The sequence below is a fragment of the Tenacibaculum ascidiaceicola genome, assembly GCF_047470925.1.
Classification (GTDB): Bacteria; Bacteroidota; Bacteroidia; order Flavobacteriales; family Flavobacteriaceae; genus Polaribacter; species Polaribacter discolor.
In genome coordinates, this window is sequence record NZ_JAZKJP010000008.1 from 98,511 (window position 1) to 119,425 (window position 20,915).

18 protein-coding genes and 1 pseudogene are annotated in these 20,915 nt (G+C 33.5%); 8 read left to right on the forward strand and 11 right to left on the reverse strand.

Annotated elements, in window-relative coordinates; all coding sequences use genetic code 11:
* Positions 1 to 53 precede the first annotated feature (53 nt).
* Complete coding sequence (locus VBY68_RS08815) at positions 54 to 710, reverse strand: peptidase associated/transthyretin-like domain-containing protein (protein ID WP_415269506.1); 657 nt, start codon at positions 708 to 710, stop codon at positions 54 to 56.
* Positions 711 to 758: 48 nt separating this feature from the next.
* Between VBY68_RS08815 and VBY68_RS08820 the strand changes: the two are divergent.
* Positions 759 to 878, forward strand: a pseudogene (locus VBY68_RS08820) (IS110 family transposase); the annotation flags it as partial.
* Positions 879 to 932: 54 nt separating this feature from the next.
* On the opposite strand, the gene VBY68_RS08825 reads toward VBY68_RS08820, so the two are convergent.
* From VBY68_RS08825 to VBY68_RS08865, 9 genes are all read right to left on the reverse strand, one after another.
* The gene (locus VBY68_RS08825) at positions 933 to 1,625 is read right to left on the reverse strand and encodes a hypothetical protein (protein ID WP_415269507.1); all 693 of its coding nucleotides are present in this window, start codon (positions 1,623 to 1,625) and stop codon (positions 933 to 935) included.
* A 52-nt stretch (positions 1,626 to 1,677) separates the two neighbouring features.
* Positions 1,678 to 3,648 (reverse strand): ATP-binding protein, encoded by a 1,971-nt coding sequence (locus VBY68_RS08830; protein WP_415269508.1) that lies wholly within the window; start codon positions 3,646 to 3,648, stop codon positions 1,678 to 1,680.
* A 587-nt stretch (positions 3,649 to 4,235) separates the two neighbouring features.
* Positions 4,236 to 4,664, reverse strand: coding sequence for an META domain-containing protein (locus tag VBY68_RS08835; protein ID WP_099214014.1), 429 nt, complete (start codon positions 4,662 to 4,664; stop codon positions 4,236 to 4,238).
* A 10-nt stretch (positions 4,665 to 4,674) separates the two neighbouring features.
* A complete protein-coding gene (locus VBY68_RS08840; RefSeq protein WP_415269509.1) occupies positions 4,675 to 5,676 on the reverse strand; it encodes a PliI family lysozyme inhibitor of I-type lysozyme in 1,002 nt (333 codons plus the stop codon).
* Positions 5,677 to 5,912: 236 nt separating this feature from the next.
* Positions 5,913 to 7,721: an acyl-CoA dehydrogenase family protein gene (locus VBY68_RS08845; protein ID WP_099214016.1), complete on the reverse strand. Its 1,809-nt coding sequence runs from the start codon at positions 7,719 to 7,721 to the stop codon at positions 5,913 to 5,915.
* 121 nt (positions 7,722 to 7,842) lie between these two features.
* A complete protein-coding gene (locus VBY68_RS08850) occupies positions 7,843 to 9,033 on the reverse strand; it encodes an acetyl-CoA C-acyltransferase (RefSeq protein WP_099214017.1) in 1,191 nt (396 codons plus the stop codon).
* Between the two features lie 46 nt (positions 9,034 to 9,079).
* Positions 9,080 to 9,433, reverse strand: a complete 354-nt coding sequence (locus VBY68_RS08855) for a four helix bundle protein (protein ID WP_099214018.1) — start codon at positions 9,431 to 9,433, stop codon at positions 9,080 to 9,082.
* Positions 9,434 to 9,473: 40 nt separating this feature from the next.
* The gene (locus VBY68_RS08860; protein WP_415269510.1) at positions 9,474 to 11,879 is read right to left on the reverse strand and encodes a 3-hydroxyacyl-CoA dehydrogenase/enoyl-CoA hydratase family protein; all 2,406 of its coding nucleotides are present in this window, start codon (positions 11,877 to 11,879) and stop codon (positions 9,474 to 9,476) included.
* Between the two features lie 17 nt (positions 11,880 to 11,896).
* The gene (locus VBY68_RS08865; protein WP_121148237.1) at positions 11,897 to 12,358 is read right to left on the reverse strand and encodes a MarR family winged helix-turn-helix transcriptional regulator; all 462 of its coding nucleotides are present in this window, start codon (positions 12,356 to 12,358) and stop codon (positions 11,897 to 11,899) included.
* A 189-nt stretch (positions 12,359 to 12,547) separates the two neighbouring features.
* On the opposite strand from VBY68_RS08865, the gene VBY68_RS08870 reads away from it, so the two are divergent.
* The 5 genes from VBY68_RS08870 to VBY68_RS08890 all read left to right on the forward strand — a co-directional run bounded on the left by VBY68_RS08870 (position 12,548) and on the right by VBY68_RS08890 (position 17,321).
* Positions 12,548 to 13,477: an ABC transporter ATP-binding protein gene (locus tag VBY68_RS08870; RefSeq protein ID WP_099214021.1), complete on the forward strand. Its 930-nt coding sequence runs from the start codon at positions 12,548 to 12,550 to the stop codon at positions 13,475 to 13,477.
* Positions 13,478 to 13,480: 3 nt separating this feature from the next.
* Positions 13,481 to 14,803, forward strand: coding sequence for an ABC transporter permease (locus VBY68_RS08875; RefSeq protein WP_124590978.1), 1,323 nt, complete (start codon positions 13,481 to 13,483; stop codon positions 14,801 to 14,803).
* Between the two features lie 92 nt (positions 14,804 to 14,895).
* Entirely contained in the window at positions 14,896 to 15,735 is an 840-nt protein-coding gene (locus VBY68_RS08880; RefSeq protein WP_415269511.1) for a mechanosensitive ion channel family protein, read from the forward strand.
* Positions 15,736 to 15,762: 27 nt separating this feature from the next.
* A complete protein-coding gene (locus tag VBY68_RS08885) occupies positions 15,763 to 16,119 on the forward strand; it encodes a four helix bundle protein (RefSeq protein WP_462218634.1) in 357 nt (118 codons plus the stop codon).
* A gap of 38 nt (positions 16,120 to 16,157) precedes the next feature.
* The gene (locus VBY68_RS08890; protein ID WP_415269513.1) at positions 16,158 to 17,321 is read left to right on the forward strand and encodes a sigma-54-dependent transcriptional regulator; all 1,164 of its coding nucleotides are present in this window, start codon (positions 16,158 to 16,160) and stop codon (positions 17,319 to 17,321) included.
* Positions 17,322 to 17,388: 67 nt separating this feature from the next.
* Here VBY68_RS08890 and katG read toward each other — a convergent pair whose 3' ends face one another.
* On the reverse strand, positions 17,389 to 19,587 hold the full coding sequence (katG, locus tag VBY68_RS08895) for a catalase/peroxidase HPI (protein ID WP_415269514.1): 2,199 nt from the start codon (positions 19,585 to 19,587) through the stop codon (positions 17,389 to 17,391).
* A 288-nt stretch (positions 19,588 to 19,875) separates the two neighbouring features.
* Between katG and VBY68_RS08900 the strand changes: the two genes are divergently transcribed.
* The gene (locus VBY68_RS08900; RefSeq protein ID WP_121148250.1) at positions 19,876 to 20,517 is read left to right on the forward strand and encodes a peroxiredoxin; all 642 of its coding nucleotides are present in this window, start codon (positions 19,876 to 19,878) and stop codon (positions 20,515 to 20,517) included.
* Positions 20,518 to 20,606: 89 nt separating this feature from the next.
* Entirely contained in the window at positions 20,607 to 20,915 is a 309-nt protein-coding gene (locus VBY68_RS08905; RefSeq protein WP_099214027.1) for a thioredoxin family protein, read from the forward strand.

Below are 20,915 nucleotides of genomic sequence, written 5' to 3' on the forward strand. Positions count from 1 at the left end.
ATAGAAGTCTATGTTTTTTAGGAGTAGGTGAGTAGTAATTGTAACTAAAGCTTTTACTCATAATCAGGAATATTCAATCCTAAAATTAAATCTCTGTTGGCAGTCCAAATACCATCTTCTTTTTTAAGTTGTATGATTCCAGAACCACCTCTGTTTTTTTCTGATTGCTTTTTTTCTTCAGTAAGAGCAGGGTCACTTTCAAATTGATAGCTATCAATATAATAAGGTACGGTATTGGGCTCTTTTACATAAATATGAATGTGCTCTGGCTCTTGAGTATTTGGATAAGATGCAGGCCTGAATGTATAAAAAGTGAATTTTCCATCGTTACCTGTTTTAAGCCAATTTCTATATTGTCCGTGTCTTTTTTCCGAACCTACAGGTTTGTCACTCGGTTGGTAAATTCCATTTCTGTCTGTGTGATAAATGTAGAGTATAACATTTTCTGCGGGTGTTTTTCCGTCTTTTTTAAATGCAGTACCTGTTATTTTTAGTTTTGGTTCATTTTCATGAAAACCAGGTAAGGTATCAACTGACTTAGGTTTTATATTAAGCATTTTATAATCCAATAAAGCTTTACAGTCTTGGCAACCTCCCCCTACATTTCTTTCTATGTTTGTTTGTGTTTGCCCTTTACAGGAAGTTACCATTAGCATTAAAAAAAGCGTTCCTAAATAGTGTTTTAGTGTTTTGTGTTTAAACAGTTGCATGATTGACATAGTATTAGTTACGTATTAAAACACCTAATTTAACAAATACGAAACAAGGAAAAAAAGCTTGCTTTAATAGCGGTATGTAATAAGTTACTAAAACAAGCTTTTGCAATTGTAAAAAGAGGTTTACCGTATGATGCTGATTACAAAAGTACTTTGGTATAAAGTTTTGGAAATTTACTTGTTTTATTTCAGTTCTTTGTAGTGTTTTATGTTTTGTTAAAATTCAGAATAGATATAATTTCCTATTATTGATACAAGCTCTTTCTGGTTATTAATATATTCTCCAATTGATTTATAAGTAATAAATTTCATTTTAGCTTGCTCTTCAGCTAATTTACTTGTTATTTCTATTAAGTCATTATATTTTGTAAGGAATAACTCTGTTTCAAATAAATCTAAAAACAAATATTTTAAAAGAAAGAAGTTTTCAAGTTCAAGTAAAATAATTAACCAAACAGTAACTTTTTCATCACTTTTTCCTTTCTTTTCATTTTCTTCCTCAATAAATTTTGTCAGAATTTTTTGATGAAGTTTTCCTTTATTTGCATCATGAATGGATAGTTTATCGGCTTCGTACACAAACAAATTCATTTTTTCGATTAAATCATTTAAAGCCATTTGACGCATCTGACTTAACGTAATCCTCTTTTGTGTTTCAATTGATTTTTCTGATTTTTTATCTTCATTATTGGCTATAATATAAGTTAAGTAAATTATAGCGGCAGTTGAAAGTAGAGTGAAAAGAGGATTTAATATACCTCCAATATAATCTCCAAATTCATTCCGTCTTTCAATTTCTGTAGTGTTTTCGAAAAGGAATAGGAGAAACCAATAAGCTCCAATTAATAATATAGCAAAGACGACTATCAATAGAATATTTTTGACTACTTTTTTTGTCGATATGTCCATTTTTAATTTGTTATTCTGTTGATTAGAAACGTTATGAGTATTATATACATTATTATATGCTGACTTTTTTTAATTCAGTCGGTAAATATTCACTGTATTTAGATTTCAAGTAGTCCAAATTCTGTTCATTATCCATCAAGTTTATATTCAGTTTTTCCTTAATGAATTCATATCTAGTTTTCGCTTCATTAATTATATGTCCCCAAGTCAAAACGTGAACATCTACTAGCTCACTTGAAAGGACGTGACCATAATCTCTATCCTTTTGATCTAAGTCTATTTCTATATCAGGCTTAATGTCTCTTGTAACTAAGAGAAATTTCCATTTAGTTTTTTCTTTCGGAAATCTTCTGTCTTTACTAACTCTTGCGGCATATTGCTTTATCTGACCTAGTTCTGAAATACCTGCGTCTACAGTTGGCTTTTTTAATTCGATTACTAGATTTGTTTTGTGTCCTGGTGTGCCCTTTGGAAACTGCTTCCATAGACAGACATCAGGAATTATCTGTAAATCTTCATTAGACTCACTTTCTGCAATTTCTTTAAAATCATCACGTCCTAAAAATTTCAAATACTCTTTTAGTACATTTTTTAATGTAATGTCATCAACGCCATATGTATATTCGTCTCCAAATAACCAAGTTTCGTTTGCAATAATTTTATGTAAATGCTTTCTTTCAAGTACATTTTTACTCAACTCTTTATTATAGATAAGTTCCTCTAAACCATTCAAAAATTTCAATCTATTCTTGATTTCCGTCATTGTGTCAATGATACTTGACAATGAGGTTTCTTCTAGAATCTCAACAAGTTCTTCTCTTTTTTCATCTGGTAATTCAATTACCTCTGTCAAAATCTTTTGTAAAGAGTTCGAATCTTTTTCTAAAGCTTCTTTAATTAACGAAAGAGTGAATTTTTTACTTTTATCATCTTGGTTTTCAAAGTCTGGTAAATATTCATTTACTTGAAGTGCAACAATGTCAAACACTTGTCTTTTGCTTTCTTCAATTATCGTATCGGCATTTTCTTTATATGGGTAAAGTCCCTTTGATTTTAAGTTATTGATAAATTCTCCCGAATATAAATGGAGTCTTTTCCTAACATACTCACGAGCGAATTTTTTAGCTTCGCCATAAGCTCCTTGTAAAATATCATCAAAATTTTCTAAATCAATTCTGTTCTCTCTGTGCAGTTTTTCTACATAAATTGATTGAATGAAAATAGAAATAGGAATTGTCGAACGGATACCTAGATTTAGTTCTTTGAAAGGAACACCTTTTGTATTACACAAATAAGTTTTCTTTTTAATATCAAAACTCCATTCTATGATTTTAATAACAAATCGATAAGACAGTTCTCCATCTTCTACAAGAAAATCTGTTTCATCAGTGTTTTTTATTAAAGATTCAAACTCTAGCTTATTACCATTGAAATAGATATTAAAATCAGAATAGTTTATCCAATAGGAAGCGAATTTTTGCTCAATTTCCTTTCTGAATTTAACATCTAAAGCTTGATTTACACTTTCTTGGTTTAGGTTTTGAATTTCAACTTTAAATCCTGTTTCGTTGTTGCCTTTTGGAAGTGTTTTTAAATCACTAAAGTTTGAATGAGCTAAATTATTTCGGTCGAATGTTACTGTAAATTCTTTTAAAGACTTTCCGTTTTTATAAACACTTGTGAATTTTACTAAATCTCCTAATGCAAGAGATTTATATCTTCCTTTTCCTTCTTTCCCGTGATAATGTCGTCCGCTAGGGCTTGTGTTTTTGAGCTTTTTCTCAGAACCACCTAATCTACCAAATACGTCTTGAGCCTTTGCATAATCAATTCCTAGTCCATTATCAATAACTGTGAGGTTTTCAAAGCGGCCTAGTTTATTTTTAACATACTCAATTTTAATTTCTGTTGAATCAGCATCAAGAGAATTCCAAATAAGTTCAGAAATTGCTGTTACTCCACTCGCTCTTGTTAAAGATTCGATATGATCTTGCTCAACTCCAACATCAATTATTTTTGGCATATTCTATTTTTTTCAGCTTGCACATAACTTGTTTATACTTTAACGAACTTACTAATAATAATTTAATTCTCTTACGGAAACCCATAATCTCAGCTATTTAGGTAATAAAAGATGTTTTAAGTGTCATTAAAGATTGTATGGGTCGCTGATATCACGGCATGCTCCGCAGACACTACGGCACGGGTCGCTAATATCACGGCATGCTCCGCAGACACCGCGGCATGGGTCGCTGATATCACGGCATGCTCCGCAGATACCGCGGCACGGGTCGCTGATATCACGGCATGCTCCGAAGACACCACGGCATGGGTCGCTGATATCACGGCGTGCTCCGAAGACACTACGGCACGGGTCGCTAATATCACGGCAAGCTCCGAAGACACCGCGGCATGGGTCGCTAATACCGCGGCATGCTCTCTGCTTTTACATCTGTATGGATTCAACCCAACATTCTTTGTATACTTATTAGCGGACGCTGCCTTTGGTAGTAAAAAAATAAACCTCATACCAACAAACCAAAAAAAGGCTGTATAGTATGAGGTTTTCCCCTATGTTATCACTCAGTTTAAAGAGTCAACTATAGTGAGTTATTCTTCAGTGGTTACTTTTTTAAAGCGCATCATGGTTACATCGTCCATTAATAAGTTTAGTTTTCCTTCTATGTCAAAGCTATACTTGTTAATTTTTTTAATGGTTTTTAAAAATACTTGTTCCCCTTGTCCGCAATACATCATAGTAGTTGGTCCTGCTTCTCCAAAAGAAATAGCATTTTCTTCACCTAACGTAAACTCAGCAGAATAACCGTTACAACCGTTATTTCCTGTAGCTTTTTTTGTTTCTTTATCAAACGTAAGTTGTGGTTTTTTAGTAGGGTATAATCCATCAAAAGCAATTCTTGGTCCAGTAATATATTCTAGTTCCCAAGTGGTATTGTATAGCTGATCAGCAGCATCTTTTTTAGCACAAGAAACTGTGATTAGTAAAATGGTAGCGAATAAAAATGATAGTTTTTTCATAATAAATAGTTTAATCTTTAGTGTTAAAATCAGTTGAGTTCTTTATTTCAAATTTTCTTGAAGCTTCACCATCAACCAATTTATAATTAATTTGTCTGATGCCTCCTGTTGGGTTAGCATTAGAATCTTCTTTTGTATAAATAGGAAAACGTTGAGATAGGGTAGTTTCAACAATGGTAAACTCATCGTGTCCCATGTATCCTTCGCTTAACTTTTTATTTTCAGTAATAGGAGGGAAGTATATTTGACTCACCGATTTTCCGTTATTAACAGAATATCCAATTACGTTACCGTAGCTTCCGCTTCCATCAGATCGAGTATAAATAACTACTTCAGGAAAACCATCTGAGTTTAAATCTTCAATTTTAGCATCAACAACACTACCGTCAATGTTTTGAGTAATTGCTGAATTATCAATTTCTAAACCGTAAGGAGCAACCGTTAATTCAGTATCCATTCCATTTTTTTTAGTAGAAATATTAAAACCAATTCCTTGTAAGGTTAAATGCTTCTTAAAAATGGTTTTGTCTATTTGTGTTTGGTCTAAGTCTCCGTCAATTTTATGGTAAGAACCCGCAAGGCTTCCTCCACCAGAACAGTAAAAGTTTAATAAACCACTGTCTTCTTTGTTTGGCGTTGCAATAGAAATTTGTTTGTTTTTAAAAGAAAATACTACAGTTTTACCATTTATGTCAGTTGTATACGTGCTGTCATTTGCTTTTTTAGCAAGAGCGTTAAAAGTACAGGTAGGTTTTTTCTTATCAGCTCGTGAGCGAACTACAATTTTTAATTGATTATTTACAGCAGGTTTTACAGCAACAGAAACCCAATCGTATCCTTCGTTTCTTTTTTCATATTCTGAAGAAACATAGTTTCCAGTAACATCATTTATTGTGGCTACTGTTTCTTGGTTAACGGTTTTTTGTGTGTCTACTTTTTTTGCTTCTTTTTTACAGCTAACTATGGCTAATAATGCCATTCCTAGTAGTGCTGAATTGGTAAGTTTTATCATGCTATTTTATTTTTCATAGGGACTGATTCAATAAATATACCATTAAAGATATGAAAAAGCATTTTAAGAAAAACTTAAGAATCTCAATTTTACACAAGCTTGATATTGTAGTGTATAGGTTTATTAATGTTTTTTTAGAGGATAAAAAAAAGACCGCCAAAAACTAATTTGACGATCTTTTAAACAAACAACTAAATTCTAAAACCTATAAAAGTTGAAGAAAATTTTTCTATTTTTTAGAAGCAGTATTTATTTTCTGCTTTTAATTTTTCTGCGATTGTGTCACGTAACTCAACTACGTTAGGGTAGTTTGCGTATTTTGTAAAACGCTTAAGTCCCATTAACATCATACGTTGCTCATCACCTTCAGCGAAAGAAATAATTCCTTCTCTTGCGCTTTTAGTAATAGTTTCTACGGCATTGTATAAGTATAACTTAGCCATAGCAATCTGTTCTTTTTGAGCATCTTCACCAAAACGCTTCGCGTTCTTTTCAGTTCTTAAAATTCCAGATTCTGCCATGTATATTTCAATTAAAATATTAGAAGCAGCAGTTAATAACTGTTGGTGTTGCTCTAATTCTGGACCAAATTTTTGTAATGCAGCTCCAGCTACCATTAAGAATACTTTCTTAAGTTTAGCTAACATCTCTTTTTCTTCTGAGAATAATTCAGAATAATCTGGAGTATCGAAAGAAGGAATTCCCATTAATTCGTTTTGAACTGCCATTGCTGGATTTAATAAATCTACATGACCTTTCATTGCTTTTTTAACTAACATTCCTACCGATAATAAACGGTTGATTTCGTTAGTTCCTTCGTAAATACGTGCAATACGAGCATCTCTCCAAGCAGACTCCATTGGAGTTTCTTCAGAGAATCCCATACCTCCGTAAATTTGGATTCCTTCATCAGCACAGTTTTGTACGTCTTCAGAAACAGCTACTTTTAAGATTGAACATTCAATAGCATATTCTTCAACACCTTTTAATTCTGCATCTTGGTGAGAACTTCCTTCAGATTCACGAATAGCAATTCTGTCTTCAATGTTTTTAGCTGCTCTGTATGATGCAGATTCACCAACATAAGCACTAGTAGCCATTTCAGCTAATTTCATTTTAATAGCTCCAAATTCTGAAATAGGAGTTTTAAATTGCTTACGCTCGTTAGCATAGTTTACAGCATGGCTAATAATTCTTCTTTGAGAATCTAAACAAGCACCAGCTAATTTAATACGACCAACGTTTAAGGCGTTCATTGCAATTTTGAATCCACCACCACGAACAGATAACATGTTTTCAACAGGAATTAATGTATCGTTGAAAAATACCTGACGTGTAGATGATGCACGAATACCTAATTTGTGCTCTTCTTCTCCTAAAGTTACTCCGTTAGGATTGTTTTTATCATATTCTAAGATAAAACCAGTAATGTTTTTATCGTCTTCAATACGAGCAAAAACGATGAAGATTTCAGCAAAACCTGCATTCGAAATCCACATTTTTTGTCCGTTAATTTTGTAGTGCTTTCCGTCTTCAGTTAACTCAGCAGTAGTTTTACCTGAGTTCGCATCCGATCCAGCTCCTGGTTCTGTTAAACAGTAAGCTCCAAACTTTTCACCCATTGCTAACGCAGGAACGTATTTTTGCTTTTGCTCTTCAGTACCGTATAAAGTAATTGGCATCGTACCAATACCTGTATGTGCACCAAAAGCTGTACTAAAAGATCCTGTTCCACTTGAAATATAATCACAAGTTAACATAGTAGAAACGAATCCCATTCCTAATCCTCCATAAGCTTCAGGAACAGCCACACCTAAGAATCCTAATTCACCTGCTTTACGCATAGTTTCTTCGGTAAGTGCATAATCTTTCTTTTCGAAACGATCTTTATAAGGAATAATTTCACGGTCGTTAAATTCTTTAACCGCATCACGCATCATTGTTTGCTCTTCTGAAAAATCTTCAGGAGTAAATATATCTTCGCATTTTGTTTCTTTTACTAGGAACTGCCCTCCGCGTAAAATATCTTTATTTAATTCTGACATAGTATATTAGATTTTAGTATTTAGTAGTGAGTATTGAGATACTAACTACTTTTATAATTTTGTTACTTATTTTTTAAAAGAGATGAGAAAATTCTCAATACTCAATACTTATATCTTAATTTTAATTTAAGAATTCAAAAATACCAGCAGCACCTTGACCAGTACCTACACACATGGTTACCATTCCGTATTTGTTATTCATGTTACGCTTACGCATTTCATCAAATAACTGAACAGATAGTTTACCACCAGTACATCCTAATGGGTGACCTAAAGCAATTGCTCCACCATTTACGTTAACGATATCCGGATTTAAACCTAATTCGCGAATAACAGCTAACGATTGTGAAGCAAACGCTTCATTTAGTTCAATTAATTCAATATCACTTTGTTGTAAACCTGCTTGTTTTAATGCTTTTGGAATAGCTGCTACAGGACCAATTCCCATAATACGAGGTGGTACTCCTGCTGCTGCATAACTTACTAAACGAGCTTCTGGTTCAATACCTAACTCTTTTACCATATCTTCACTCATTACCATTACGAACGCAGCACCATCACTTGTTTGTGATGAGTTACCAGCGGTAACAGAACCATTAGCCGCAAATACTGGACGTAATTTTGCTAAAGCTTCTACGCTAGTTCCACGACGTGGACCTTCGTCTTTAGTAACTGTATAATTTCTTGTAGCTCGTTTTCCGTTTCCATCAATGTAGGTTTCCTCTACATTGATTGGAGCTATTTGATCTTGAAAACGATCACTATCTAACGCTTTTAAAGCTTTCATGTGCGATTCGTATGCAAATTGATCTTGGTCTGCACGAGATACATTGTATTGTTGAGCTACTGCTTCCGCAGTATTACCCATTCCCCAATAGTAATCCTCGTGACCTGCATTTACGATATCGTAGTTTAATTCTGGTTTAAAACCTGTCATTGGTACAGAACTCATACTTTCTGCTCCACCAGCAATAATACACTCTGCCATTCCAGATTGAATTTTTGCTACAGCCATACCAATAGTTTCTAATCCTGATGAACAGAAACGGTTTACGGTAACTCCAGGAACATCCACAGAATCTAATCCGATTAACGAAATAATTCTTGCCATGTTTAATCCTTGAGAACCTTCTGGCATTGCGTTACCAACAATAACATCGTCGATACGTTTTACATCGAATTCTGGCAACTTATCCATCATATATTTGATGGTTTCAGCAGCTAATTCGTCAGCTCTTTTAAATCTGAACACACCTTTTTTAGATTTCCCTACGGCGGTTCTATATCCTTTTACTATATATGCTGTTTTCATTTTATTTTTAGTATTGAGTATTGAGGTTTTAGTATTGAGTGAATGTTTAGGCGTTTAATTTTTGCTGAAAAACATAATTCATTTTCTGAATTTCAATACACAACTCAATAATGGGTTGTACTTTATCTTTATGTATTAGGTTCAATTCAATAACTAATAGTAATTGCGTTTGAAGTTCGTATGTAGAACCATTTGCAACACTCAAAAAGTGTTTGAATTCTTTTTGTGAATTTCTACCAGCTCCTTCTGCTATATTTGAAGGAATCGAAATAGCACTTCTCTTTATTTGAGATGTTAGTCCGAATTTTTCATCCGATGGTAATTCTGAAACAAGTAGATAGGTAGCTTTTGCTAACTTTATTGATTTTTGCCATATTTTTAAATCTTCTACTTTATGCATTTCTAACTACTTAATACTAATATCTCAATACTATTCGCAACTAGTTGCGAAGTGGTTTACCAGTTTTTAACATATGCTGAATACGCTCTAACGTTTTACGTTCTGTAGTTAAACTTAAGAAAGCTTCACGTTCAAGGTCTAATAAATACTGCTCAGTAACTTTTGTTGGTTCTGATAAATCTCCTCCAGCCATTACATAGGCTAGTTTGTTTGCAATTTTCTGATCATGTTCAGAAATATATTTAGAAGCTTCCATAGAGTCTGTTCCTACTAAGAACATACCTAAGGCTTGCTTACCTAATACTAAAACATCTTTGCGTTTTGCTGGTTGTGTATAACCTGCTTCTGCTAATAATACAGCGTGTTTTTTAGCTTCTGCTATTTGACGGTCTTTGTTTACAACCACAACGTCTTTTCCTTTTTGTAGTAAGTTTAAGTCGTATGCTTCATAAGCTGAAGTTGCCACTTTAGCCATACCAATAGTTAAGAAGTGCTCTTGTAATACGTTTAATTGAACATCACCAGTGTGGAATAAGTCCTGAGCTCTTAAAGCCATTTCTTTAGATCCACCACCACCAGGAATTACTCCAACTCCAAACTCTACTAATCCGATGTAGGTTTCAGCAGCAGCAACTACTTTATCAGCGTGTAATGATAACTCACATCCACCACCTAACGCCATTCCGTGAGGAGCAGCAATAGTAGGAATTGCAGAGTAACGCATACGCATCATTGTATCTTGGAAATACTTGATAGCCATGTTTAATTCATCATACTCTTGCTCAACAGCCATCATAAAAATCATTCCAATGTTGGCACCTACTGAGAAGTTTGCAGCTTGGTTACCAATAACTAATCCTTGGAAGTCTTTTTCAGCTAAATCAACTGCTTTATTTAATCCTGCTAAAACATCACCACCAATAGTGTTCATTTTAGATTGGAATTCACAGTTTAAGATTCCGTCTCCTAAATCTTCAATAACAACTCCAGAGTTTTTGAATACCTCAGTAGTTTTACGAATGTTATCTAAGATGATAAATGAATCTTGTCCTGGTTTTTTAACTTGTACTTTTGCAGGTACATCGTAGTAATATGTTGCACCGTCTTTAACTGTATAGAAAGATTTCTCTCCTTTAGCTAACATTTCTGTTACCCAAGCAGCAGGTTCTTTTCCTTCAGCTTTCATTAATTCGATACCTTTTTCAACTCCTACAGCATCCCAAATTTCGAAAGGACCATTTTCCCATCCGAAACCTGCTTTCATGGCATCGTCAATTCTATATAATTCATCAGAAATTTCTGGAATTCTATTTTGAACGTACGCAAACATTGCTGCGAAGTTCTTACGGTAAAATTCTCCCGCTTTATCTTTTCCGCCAACTAATACTTTAAATCGGTCAATTGGCTTATCGATTGTTTTTGTTAATTCTAACGTAGCGAATTTTGCTTTTTTAGACGGACGGTATTCCATCGTATCTAAGTCTAACGCTAAAATTTCACGCTTTCCTTCAGCATTGGTTGTTTTTTTGTAAAAACCTTGCTTGGTTTTGTTACCTAACCACTTATTTTCCATCATTGTGTTGATGAAATCTGGTAACTTGAATAAATCGTGAGCTTCGTCGTTAGGACAGTTTTCGTAGATTCCGTTAGCAACATGTACTAAAGTATCTAATCCAACAACATCAACAGTACGGAAAGTAGCTGATTTTGGTCGTCCAATAACAGGACCAGTTAATTTATCAACTTCTTCAACTGTTAATCCTAATTCTTTTACTTGGTGGAATAACGATTGGATTCCGAAGATACCAATACGGTTACCAATAAAAGCTGGAGTATCTTTTGCTAATACTGAAGTTTTTCCTAAGAATTTAGAACCATAATCCATTAAGAAGTCAGTAACTTCTTGTTTACAGTCTGGTCCTGGAACAACTTCAAATAATTTTAAATAACGAGGAGGGTTAAAAAAGTGAGTTACCGCAAAGTGCTTACGAAAATCTTCACTACGTCCTTCGTTCATAAACTTAATTGGAATACCCGAAGTGTTGGTAGAAATAATTGTACCAGGTGTACGGTATTTTTCAACTTGTTCAAAAACACTTTGTTTAATGTCTAAGCGTTCAACAACTACTTCCATAATCCAATCTACATCTTTTACTTTGTGTAAATCGTCTTCAAGGTTTCCAGTAGTAATTCTATCTGCAAATTTTTTATTGTAGATAGGTGATGGTTTCGATTTTAACGAAGCAGTCAAAGCATCATTTACCAAACGGTTACGAACTACTTTGTCTTCTAAGGTTAATCCTTTTGCCTTTTCTTTGTCGTTAAGCTCTCTTGGAACGATGTCCAAAAGCAATACTTCAACGCCAATGTTAGCAAAATGACATGCAATACCTGATCCCATGATACCAGAACCGATAATTGCTACTTTTTTAATTCTTCTTGCCATTTGTTTGTTGGTTTGTTTTATACAGCTTTATTGTCAATATCGTCTTCGTATATTAACTTATCTGTAATTAGTTTGTTTATTGTTGTTGTTACTTTAAAAAAGCTATCTAGCTCTTCTTCAGTAATATGTTCTCTTACCTTATTATTGAATTGGTATACGTGTCCTTTTGAAACTTCGCGCATTTCTTTACCGTATTCGGTAAGTTTTAAAATAACGCTTCTGCCATCATTTGGATTTTTCTCGCGACATATAACTCCCTTATCTTCCATAGTTTTTAATAAACGAGAAAGACTTGTAGGTTCCATTCCCATTAACGGACCCAATGCAGTTGAAGGGGTACCGTTTTCAGAATCGATATTCAACAAAGCAAAAGCCGTGGCCATTGTGCTATCGTGCTTTGCAGCCTGCTCGTTATACATTTTTGCAACGGCTTGCCACGTGGCTCTTAATTGGTGATCTATTGATTTATCCTTGTCCATGGATGCCAAATATATAAAATTTTATTATGCATGCATAGTATTTTGCAAAAAAGTTATGCATGCATAATAAAATTAACAAAAAATTAATCTTGTAACGTTTGGAGAGAACCGTATACTAATTGAGTATAAAAATATGTAAGTTTGTCACTGCTGTTTTTCAATAAGCGGTAATTAATCAACTATAAATCTATGAGCAATTTATTAGAAATTAACAATGTGGTAAAGCGTTATGGCGATTATACTGCATTAAATAATGTGTCAATGCACATACCTAAAGGAAGTGTTTTTGGTTTGTTAGGTCCTAATGGAGCAGGAAAAACCTCGCTTATTAGAATCATCAATCAAATTACAATGCCTGATGCTGGTGAAATTATATTAGATGGAGAAAAGTTAGCTCCAAACCATATAGAGCATATAGGTTACTTACCAGAAGAAAGAGGGCTGTATAAGAGTATGAAGGTAGGAGAGCAGGCATTATACCTTGCTCAATTAAAAGGGTTGAGTAAATCGGAAGCAAAAAAACGATTGAAATATTGGTTTGATAAATTTGATATTGGTGCTTGGTGGAATAAAAAGATTGAAGAGTTATCTAAAGGAATGGCGCAGAAGGTACAGTTTATAGTAACTGTACTACACCAGCCTAAATTATTAATTTTTGATGAGCCTTTTTCTGGTTTCGATCCTATTAATGCGCAATTAATAGCAAAGGAAATTTTACAGTTGAGAGATGAAGGAGCTACCATTATTTTTTCTACCCATAGAATGGAGTCTGTTGAGGAAATGTGTGATTATATAGCTTTGATTAACAAGTCGAATAAAATTTTAGATGGTAAGCTAGAAGATATTAAAAAGGAGTTTAGAACAAATACTTTTCAGGTTGGATTAGCTACTTCTAATTCAAAAGAAGTGGAGCAAAAGCTAAAAGAAAACTTTGAGGTTTTACCAGCAGATTTTAAATTGTTAAATGAAGGGTTAAAGTTAAATGTAAAACTTACTAACGGAAGTTCTCCAAACGATTTACTATCGTATTTAACCAACCAAGGTCAAGTACAGCATTTTGTAGAGTTGGTGCCAAGTGCTAATGATATTTTTATTCAAGCAATCCATAAAAACAGTTAAGCAATGAAAAGATTACGATTAATTATAGAACGCGAGTTTATTGCTAAGGTTAGAAATAAGTCGTTTATCGTTATGACTTTTTTAAGTCCACTGTTAATGATTGGTATGGGGGCTTTAGTATTTTTCTTAATGAAGAAGAACGATGAAAAGGTTAAGAAGATAGTATATGTTGATGAGTCAGGAATGTTCTCTAAAGATGTTTTTAAAGATTCAAAAACAGTAAAGTACGAGGACTTTACTGCTTTAGGAATAGAAGATTCAAAAAAGAAAGTTGAAGAAGGGGATTATTATGGAGCTTTGTATATTCCAAAACAAGATAGTTTAGAAGTGTTGGCAAAATCGATTGAGTTTTTCTCAAAAGATTCACCAAGTATGTCTATCATGGAAAGTTTAGAAGATAAAATTGATAAGGAGTTGCGTCATAAAAAACTAACAAGCTTCGGAATTGATATTGCACACATTGAAGAGTCTAAAATTTCATCAGAAATAAAAATGTTGAACTTCTCTGGTGAGAAATCATCAAAGTTAATCAACGGGTTAAAAATTGGTGTGGGAGCTATTGCCGGATATTTGTTAATGATGTTTGTAATGATTTATGGTACATCGGTAATGCGTAGTGTAATTGAAGAAAAAACAAGTAGAATTATTGAAGTAATTGTTTCTTCAGTAAAACCTTTCCAATTAATGTTAGGAAAGATTATTGGAAATGCTTCAGCTGGATTGTTACAATTCTTTATTTGGGGAATTTTGTTTTTAGTGTTTAGCCTAGTAGCATCTTCTTTCTTTGGAGTTGATATGATGGAAATGCAGTCAGCAAAAGTATCACCAGAACAAATGGAAGCTATTCAGCAAACAGCAACCAATAAAGGTGAAATGATTGTGCAAGAAATTTTTAGGTTGCCTTTAGTAAAAATGTTCTTCTTATTTATTTTCTATTTCTTAGGAGGATATATGTTGTATAGTTCGTTGTTTGCGGCTGTAGGTGCAGCAGTAGATAACGAAACGGATACGCAACAATTTATGATGCCTATTATGTTACCGTTAATTTTAGCAGTATATGTAGGTTTTGCAACGGTAATTAATGATCCTCACGGACCAGTATCAGTAATATTCTCATATATACCATTTACGTCGCCAATCGTTATGTTAATGAGAATTCCATTTGGAGTAGCTTGGTGGGAAATAGCAATCTCTATGTTGCTATTAATTCTTACTTTTATGGTTATTGTATGGATTGCTGCTAAAATTTATCGCGTGGGTATTTTAATGTATGGTAAAAAGCCAACGTATAAAGACTTATGGAAGTGGATTCGTTATAATGGATAATTAAATCTTTATGAAATTGACTTAATAAATTTTATTTTAAAGAGTTTAATAGTGAAACGAATCTGATGAATAAAAACAATAAGAACTAGTAGATGAAAGAAATAATTAAAGAAGTAACCGATTTTCTAAACCTTAGAATTCCTCTAGGGGGTAAAGAAATAGATATCACAATAAAGACAGTTTTGTTCTTGATACTAGGTTTAATTCTTGTGAAAATTTTACTGAAGTACTTGAAAAGACTAGCAAAAAGTAAATTAGAACAAGAAGACAAGAATAAGTTTGATACTATTTTCTCCTTTACTAGTTGGTTAGCTTATGTAGTTGTTTTTTCTATAGCTTTAAGTTCAGCTGGGGTTAATTTAAGTGCAATTTTAGTAGCGTCTTCAGCCTTATTAATTGGTATTGGTTTAGCATTACAGACTTTTTTTCAAGACATAATTTCTGGAATTTTTATTATTCTTGATAAAAGTGTTCATGTTGGTGATATTATTGAGTTAGATGGAAAAGTAGGTAGAGTAGAGGAAATAAAACTAAGAACCACCAGAGCTGTTACTATTGATAACAAAGTTTTGGTAATACCTAATCATAAATATTTATCAAACAGTTTATATAACTGGACGCAAAATGGTACTACAACAAGAGAAAGTGTTATAGTAGGAGTGGCATACGGAAGTGATGTAGCTTTGGTAAAAAAGTTGTTAATGCAAGCGGCTAGTGAACATTCAAAAGTGTATCAACATCCTGCTCCTTTAGTGCTTTTTGAAAATTTTGGAGATAGCTCATTGGACTTTAAATTGATTTTTACATTAAACGATAGTTTTCAAGCAGCTATACCAAAAAGTGATATACGATTTAGAATAGATGAACTGTTTAGAGAACATAATATTAGTATCCCATTTCCTCAAAGAGATATACATATTATTAAAGAGTAAAGACGAAAAGAAAAAAGAATTAAGACGGTGGGAAAACATAATTTTAAAAAACTTAAAATTTGGGTTTATTCAATGAAGCTTTGTGATAAGGTTTTTAAGATTACAAAAGAGTTTCCAAAAGAAGAAGTATATTCTTTAACATCTCAGATAAATAGATCAGTAATTTCTATCCCGTCGAATATTGCAGAAGGGTCAAGTAGAAGTTCAAATAAAGAGTTTAAAAGATTTTTAGAAATTGCACTTGGCTCGCTTTTTGAATTGCAAACACAAATAGTTCTTTCTTATTATAAAGAATATATCAATAAAGTAACGTTAATAGGTTTAGAAGACGAAATAGAAGAGCTTCAAAAAATGATTTCGGGATTTAAGAATTCATTAAACTAGTCTTTTTTCTTTTGGTCTTAGATCTAAAAGTCTAAAATATGAGTAAAATATTAATAATAGAAGATGAAGCTGCAATTCGCAGAGTATTAAAAAAAATTATTTCTGAAGAAAACGATTCCTATGAAGTAGAAGAAGCTGAAGATGGTTTACAAGGAATTGAAATGATAAAGAAAACGGATTACGATTTAGTTTTATGCGATATTAAGATGCCTAAAATGGATGGTGTTGAGGTGTTAGAAAAAGCCAGAAAGTTGAAACCAGAAACACCAATGGTAATGATTTCTGGTCATGGAGACCTAGATACTGCAGTAAATACAATGCGTTTAGGAGCTTTTGATTATATTTCTAAACCGCCAGATTTAAATCGTTTACTTAATACCGTAAGAAATGCTTTAGATAAAAAGGAGTTGGTAGTAGAAAACAAGCGTTTGAAAAAGAAGGTGAGTAAGAATTATGAAATGATTGGAGAAAGTGATGCCATTACTCATATAAAAGAAATTATAGAAAAAGTATCAGCAACCGATGCTAGAGTATTAATTACAGGTCCTAATGGAACAGGAAAAGAATTAGTAGCACATTGGTTGCATGAAAAGTCTGATCGTTCTAAAGCTTCAATGGTTGAGGTGAATTGTGCAGCTATTCCTTCTGAGTTAATAGAAAGTGAGCTTTTTGGACATGTAAAAGGAAGTTTTACAGGGGCTAATAAAGATAGAGCAGGGAAGTTTGAAGCAGCAAATGGAGGAACTATTTTCTTAGATGAAATAGGAGATATGAGTTTGTCGGCACAAGCAAAAGTATTACGAGCATTACAAGAAAACCGTATTCAAAGAGTAGGGTCTGATAAAGATATAAAAGTAAATGTACGTGTAGTTGCTGCAACAAATAAAGATTTAAAGAAGGAGATTGAAGAAGGACGCTTCCGTGAAGATTTATATCACCGTTTAGCAGTGATTTTAATTAAAGTTCCTGCTTTAAACGATAGAAGAGAAGATATCCCGTTATTAGTAGATTTCTTCGCAAATAAAATTTCTGAAGAACAAGGAATGTCAAAGAAAGGCTTCTCAGAAGATGCTATTAAGTTATTACAAGAATATGATTGGACAGGGAATATTCGTGAGTTACGAAATGTAGTTGAGCGATTACTTATTTTAGGAGAAAAAGAAGTTTCTAAAAATGACGTGAAACTATTTGCGAGTAAATAACATTACTAGGTAATAAATAAAAAAGAAGAGCATTTTGCTCTTCTTTTTTTATGATTTAGTTTTTAAATTATGCTAAATCATATCTGTCAGCATTCATTACTTTAGTCCAAGCAGCTACAAAATCTTTTACAAATTTTTCTTTATTATCATCTTGTGCATATACTTCTGCATACGAACGTAAAATTGAATTTGAACCAAATATTAAATCAGCTCTTGTAGCCGTCCATTTAGTACTTCCAGTTTTACGGTCAACAATATTGTATAAGTTTTCCCCAGCAGGCTTCCATGAGTATTTCATATCAGTAAGGTTAACAAAGAAGTCATTACTCAATACACCTTCATTATCTGTAAATACACCATGTTTGGTGCCTCCATGGTTGGTTCCTAGTACACGCATTCCTCCAACTAAAACAGTCATTTCAGGAGCGGTTAAGCCCATAAGCTGTGTTCTATCTAATAATAACTCTTCAGGTTTTACTACATAATCTTTCTTTTGCCAGTTTCTGTATCCGTCATGTAAAGGCTCTAAAACATCAAAAGATTCAGCATCTGTCATTTCAGTGGTTGCATCACCTCTTCCAGGAGTAAAAGGAACTTTAATGTTGACACCACCTTCTTGAGCAGCTTTTTCAACAGCAGCACTACCTCCTAACACAATTAAGTCAGCAATACTTACTTTTTTACTTAGTCCTGATTGAATCTCAGTAAGCTTATTTAGTACCTTCTTTAATCTTGTTGGTTCGTTTCCTTCCCAGTCTTTTTGAGGAGCTAAACGAATACGAGCTCCATTAGCACCACCTCTAAAGTCAGATCCTCTATAAGTTCTAGCACTATCCCAAGCAGTATTTATAAGTTCAGTACGAGAAAGTCCACTATTTAATAGTTTTTCTTTCAATTCTTCAATTTCACTGTCATTTAAAGTATAGTCAACAGTAGGAACAGGATCTTGCCAGATAAGTGTTTCTGCTGGAGCATCAGCACCTAAATAACGTGTATTAGGTCCTAAATCACGATGTGTTAATTTAAACCAAGCACGAGCAAATGTATCAGCAAAATACTCAGGGTCTTTATAGAATTTTTCAGATATTTTTCTGTATTCAGGATCCATTTTCATCGCCATATCCGCATCAGTCATGATAGGGTTTCTTTTGATGTTCGGGTTGTGAGCATCTACAGGCTTGTCAGCTTCATCCATACTAACAGGCTCCCATTGCCATGCTCCTGCAGGACTCTTTTTTGATTCCCATTCATGATTCAGTAATAAATGGAAGTATGTGTTATTCCATCTATCAGGTGTTGTTGTCCATGCACCTTCTAAACCACTAGTTACTGTATGTTCAGCATTTCCACTTCCTTTAGGATTCATCCAACCAAAACCTTGGTTGTGAATTTCTGCCCCTTCAGGACTTTGACCTAAAGCATCAGCATCACCGTTACCGTGAGCCTTTCCTACGGTATGTCCACCAGCAGTTAAAGCAACAGTTTCTTCGTCGTTCATTGCCATTCGCTTAAAAGTCTCTCTAACATCTTGTGCAGTTCTTAACGGATCAGGTTTTCCGTCTACACCTTCAGGGTTTACATAAATTAATCCCATTTGAACGGCAGCAAGAGGGTTCTCAAGTGATTCACGGTCATTGTCACTTCCGTATCTATTTTTGGTAGGAGCCAACCATTCTTTTTCAGTACCCCAATAAATATCTTTTTCTGGGTGCCAAATATCTTCGCGTCCTCCTGCAAAACCAAATGTTTTGAATCCCATAGACTCATAAGCCATGTTACCTGCTAAAATAATAAGGTCTGCCCAAGATAGTTTATTTCCGTATTTTTTCTTGATAGGCCATAATAGTCGTCTAGCTTTGTCTAAGTTACCATTATCTGGCCAGCTATTTAATGGAGCGAAACGTTGGTTTCCTGTATTACTACCACCTCTACCGTCTGCAACTCTATAAGTACCTGCAGCATGCCATGCCATACGAATCATTAAACCACCATAATGTCCCCAGTCGGCAGGCCACCAATCTTGGCTATCAGTCATTAAGTCTTTTAGGTCGTTTTTAACAGCTTCTAAATCTAATTTTTTAAATTCTTCAGCATAATTAAAACTTTCTCCTAAAGGGTTGGTTTTAGTGTCATGTTGATGTAGGATGTCTAAATTCAATGATTTAGGCCACCACTCCATAACGTTGTCATGTATTTCAGTATTAGCGCCTTGAGAAAAAGGACACTTTCCATTTTTACTAGAAGAGTGTGAGTGTAAATCTTTCATATTTATATTTTTTTTCAGGTTAGAATACGTTCAAATTTACAATAAAAGAGTGAATAATTTTTATCTATATTTTTTATTTTGGTATAATATTTTCTTATTATTTGTTTTTTTTACCCTGTAAGTTATTGGTTTTTAAAAAGGTATTTGTTTTATTGATTTTGTTGGTTTTGTAGTATTGATAATTCTTATAATGTAATAAAAAAATATTTTTAGATTCACTCTTTTAATGATAAGAAACGAAATACATTTGTGCTTGTAAAAAATTATTAATCAATAAAAAATTATAAAATGGCTACAGCAGTAGGAAAAAAATTCCCAAGTTTAAACGTGGATGCAATGAATGAAATGGGTGATACGTTTAAATTAAATGTATTAGAAGAAGCAGTTAAAAACAAGAAAAAAGTGTTGTTATTTTGGTATCCGAAAGACTTTACTTTCGTTTGTCCAACTGAGTTACACGCTTTTCAAGCTGCATTACCAGAATTTGAAAAAAGAAATACTATTGTAATTGGAGCTTCTTGTGATACTCCTGAAGTACACTTTGCTTGGTTAAGCCAATCAAAAGATAATGGAGGAATTGAAGGTATTACTTATCCATTATTAGCTGATAGTAACCGTAATTTGTCATCTATTTTAGGTATCTTAGACATCTCTAACGAAACTTACGATGAAGCTACAGGAACTGTACAAGTTGAAGGTGATAACGTAACGTATAGAGCTACATATTTAATTGATGAAGAAGGAACTGTATTCCATGAAGGAATCAACCACATGCCAGTTGGTCGTAACGTAAACGAATATTTACGTTTAGTTGATGCTTACACTCACGTACAAGAAAAAGGTGAGGTTTGTCCAGCAAACTGGGAAGAAGGTAAAGAAGCAATGCAAGCAAATGCTAAAGCTACTGCAGAGTACTTAGCAGCAATCTAAAATATAATTTAAGAAAGGAAACAAGTTCGTGTGAGATAAGTGAAGGGGTCGAGCACGAGCTCCTTTCGAAATTGATAATATAAGAAACTATGGTACAAGAATTGAGTCAAGACAATTTATCAGAGGTTGTTGCAGGTAATAAAAAAGTAGTAGTACAGTTTTCAGCTACTTGGTGTGGTAACTGTCGTATTATGAAACCTAAATTTAAAAAATTATCTTCTGAAAATGAAGATATGGTTTTTGTAATAGCTGACGCAGAGAAGTTTCCAGAAAGTAGAAAACTTGCAGATGTAAGTAACTTACCTACTTTTGCTACTTTTATTGATGGTAAATTTGTAAATCAAACTCAAACTAACAAGTTTGATGTGTTGAAGGATTTAGTAAACGAAGTAGCTTAA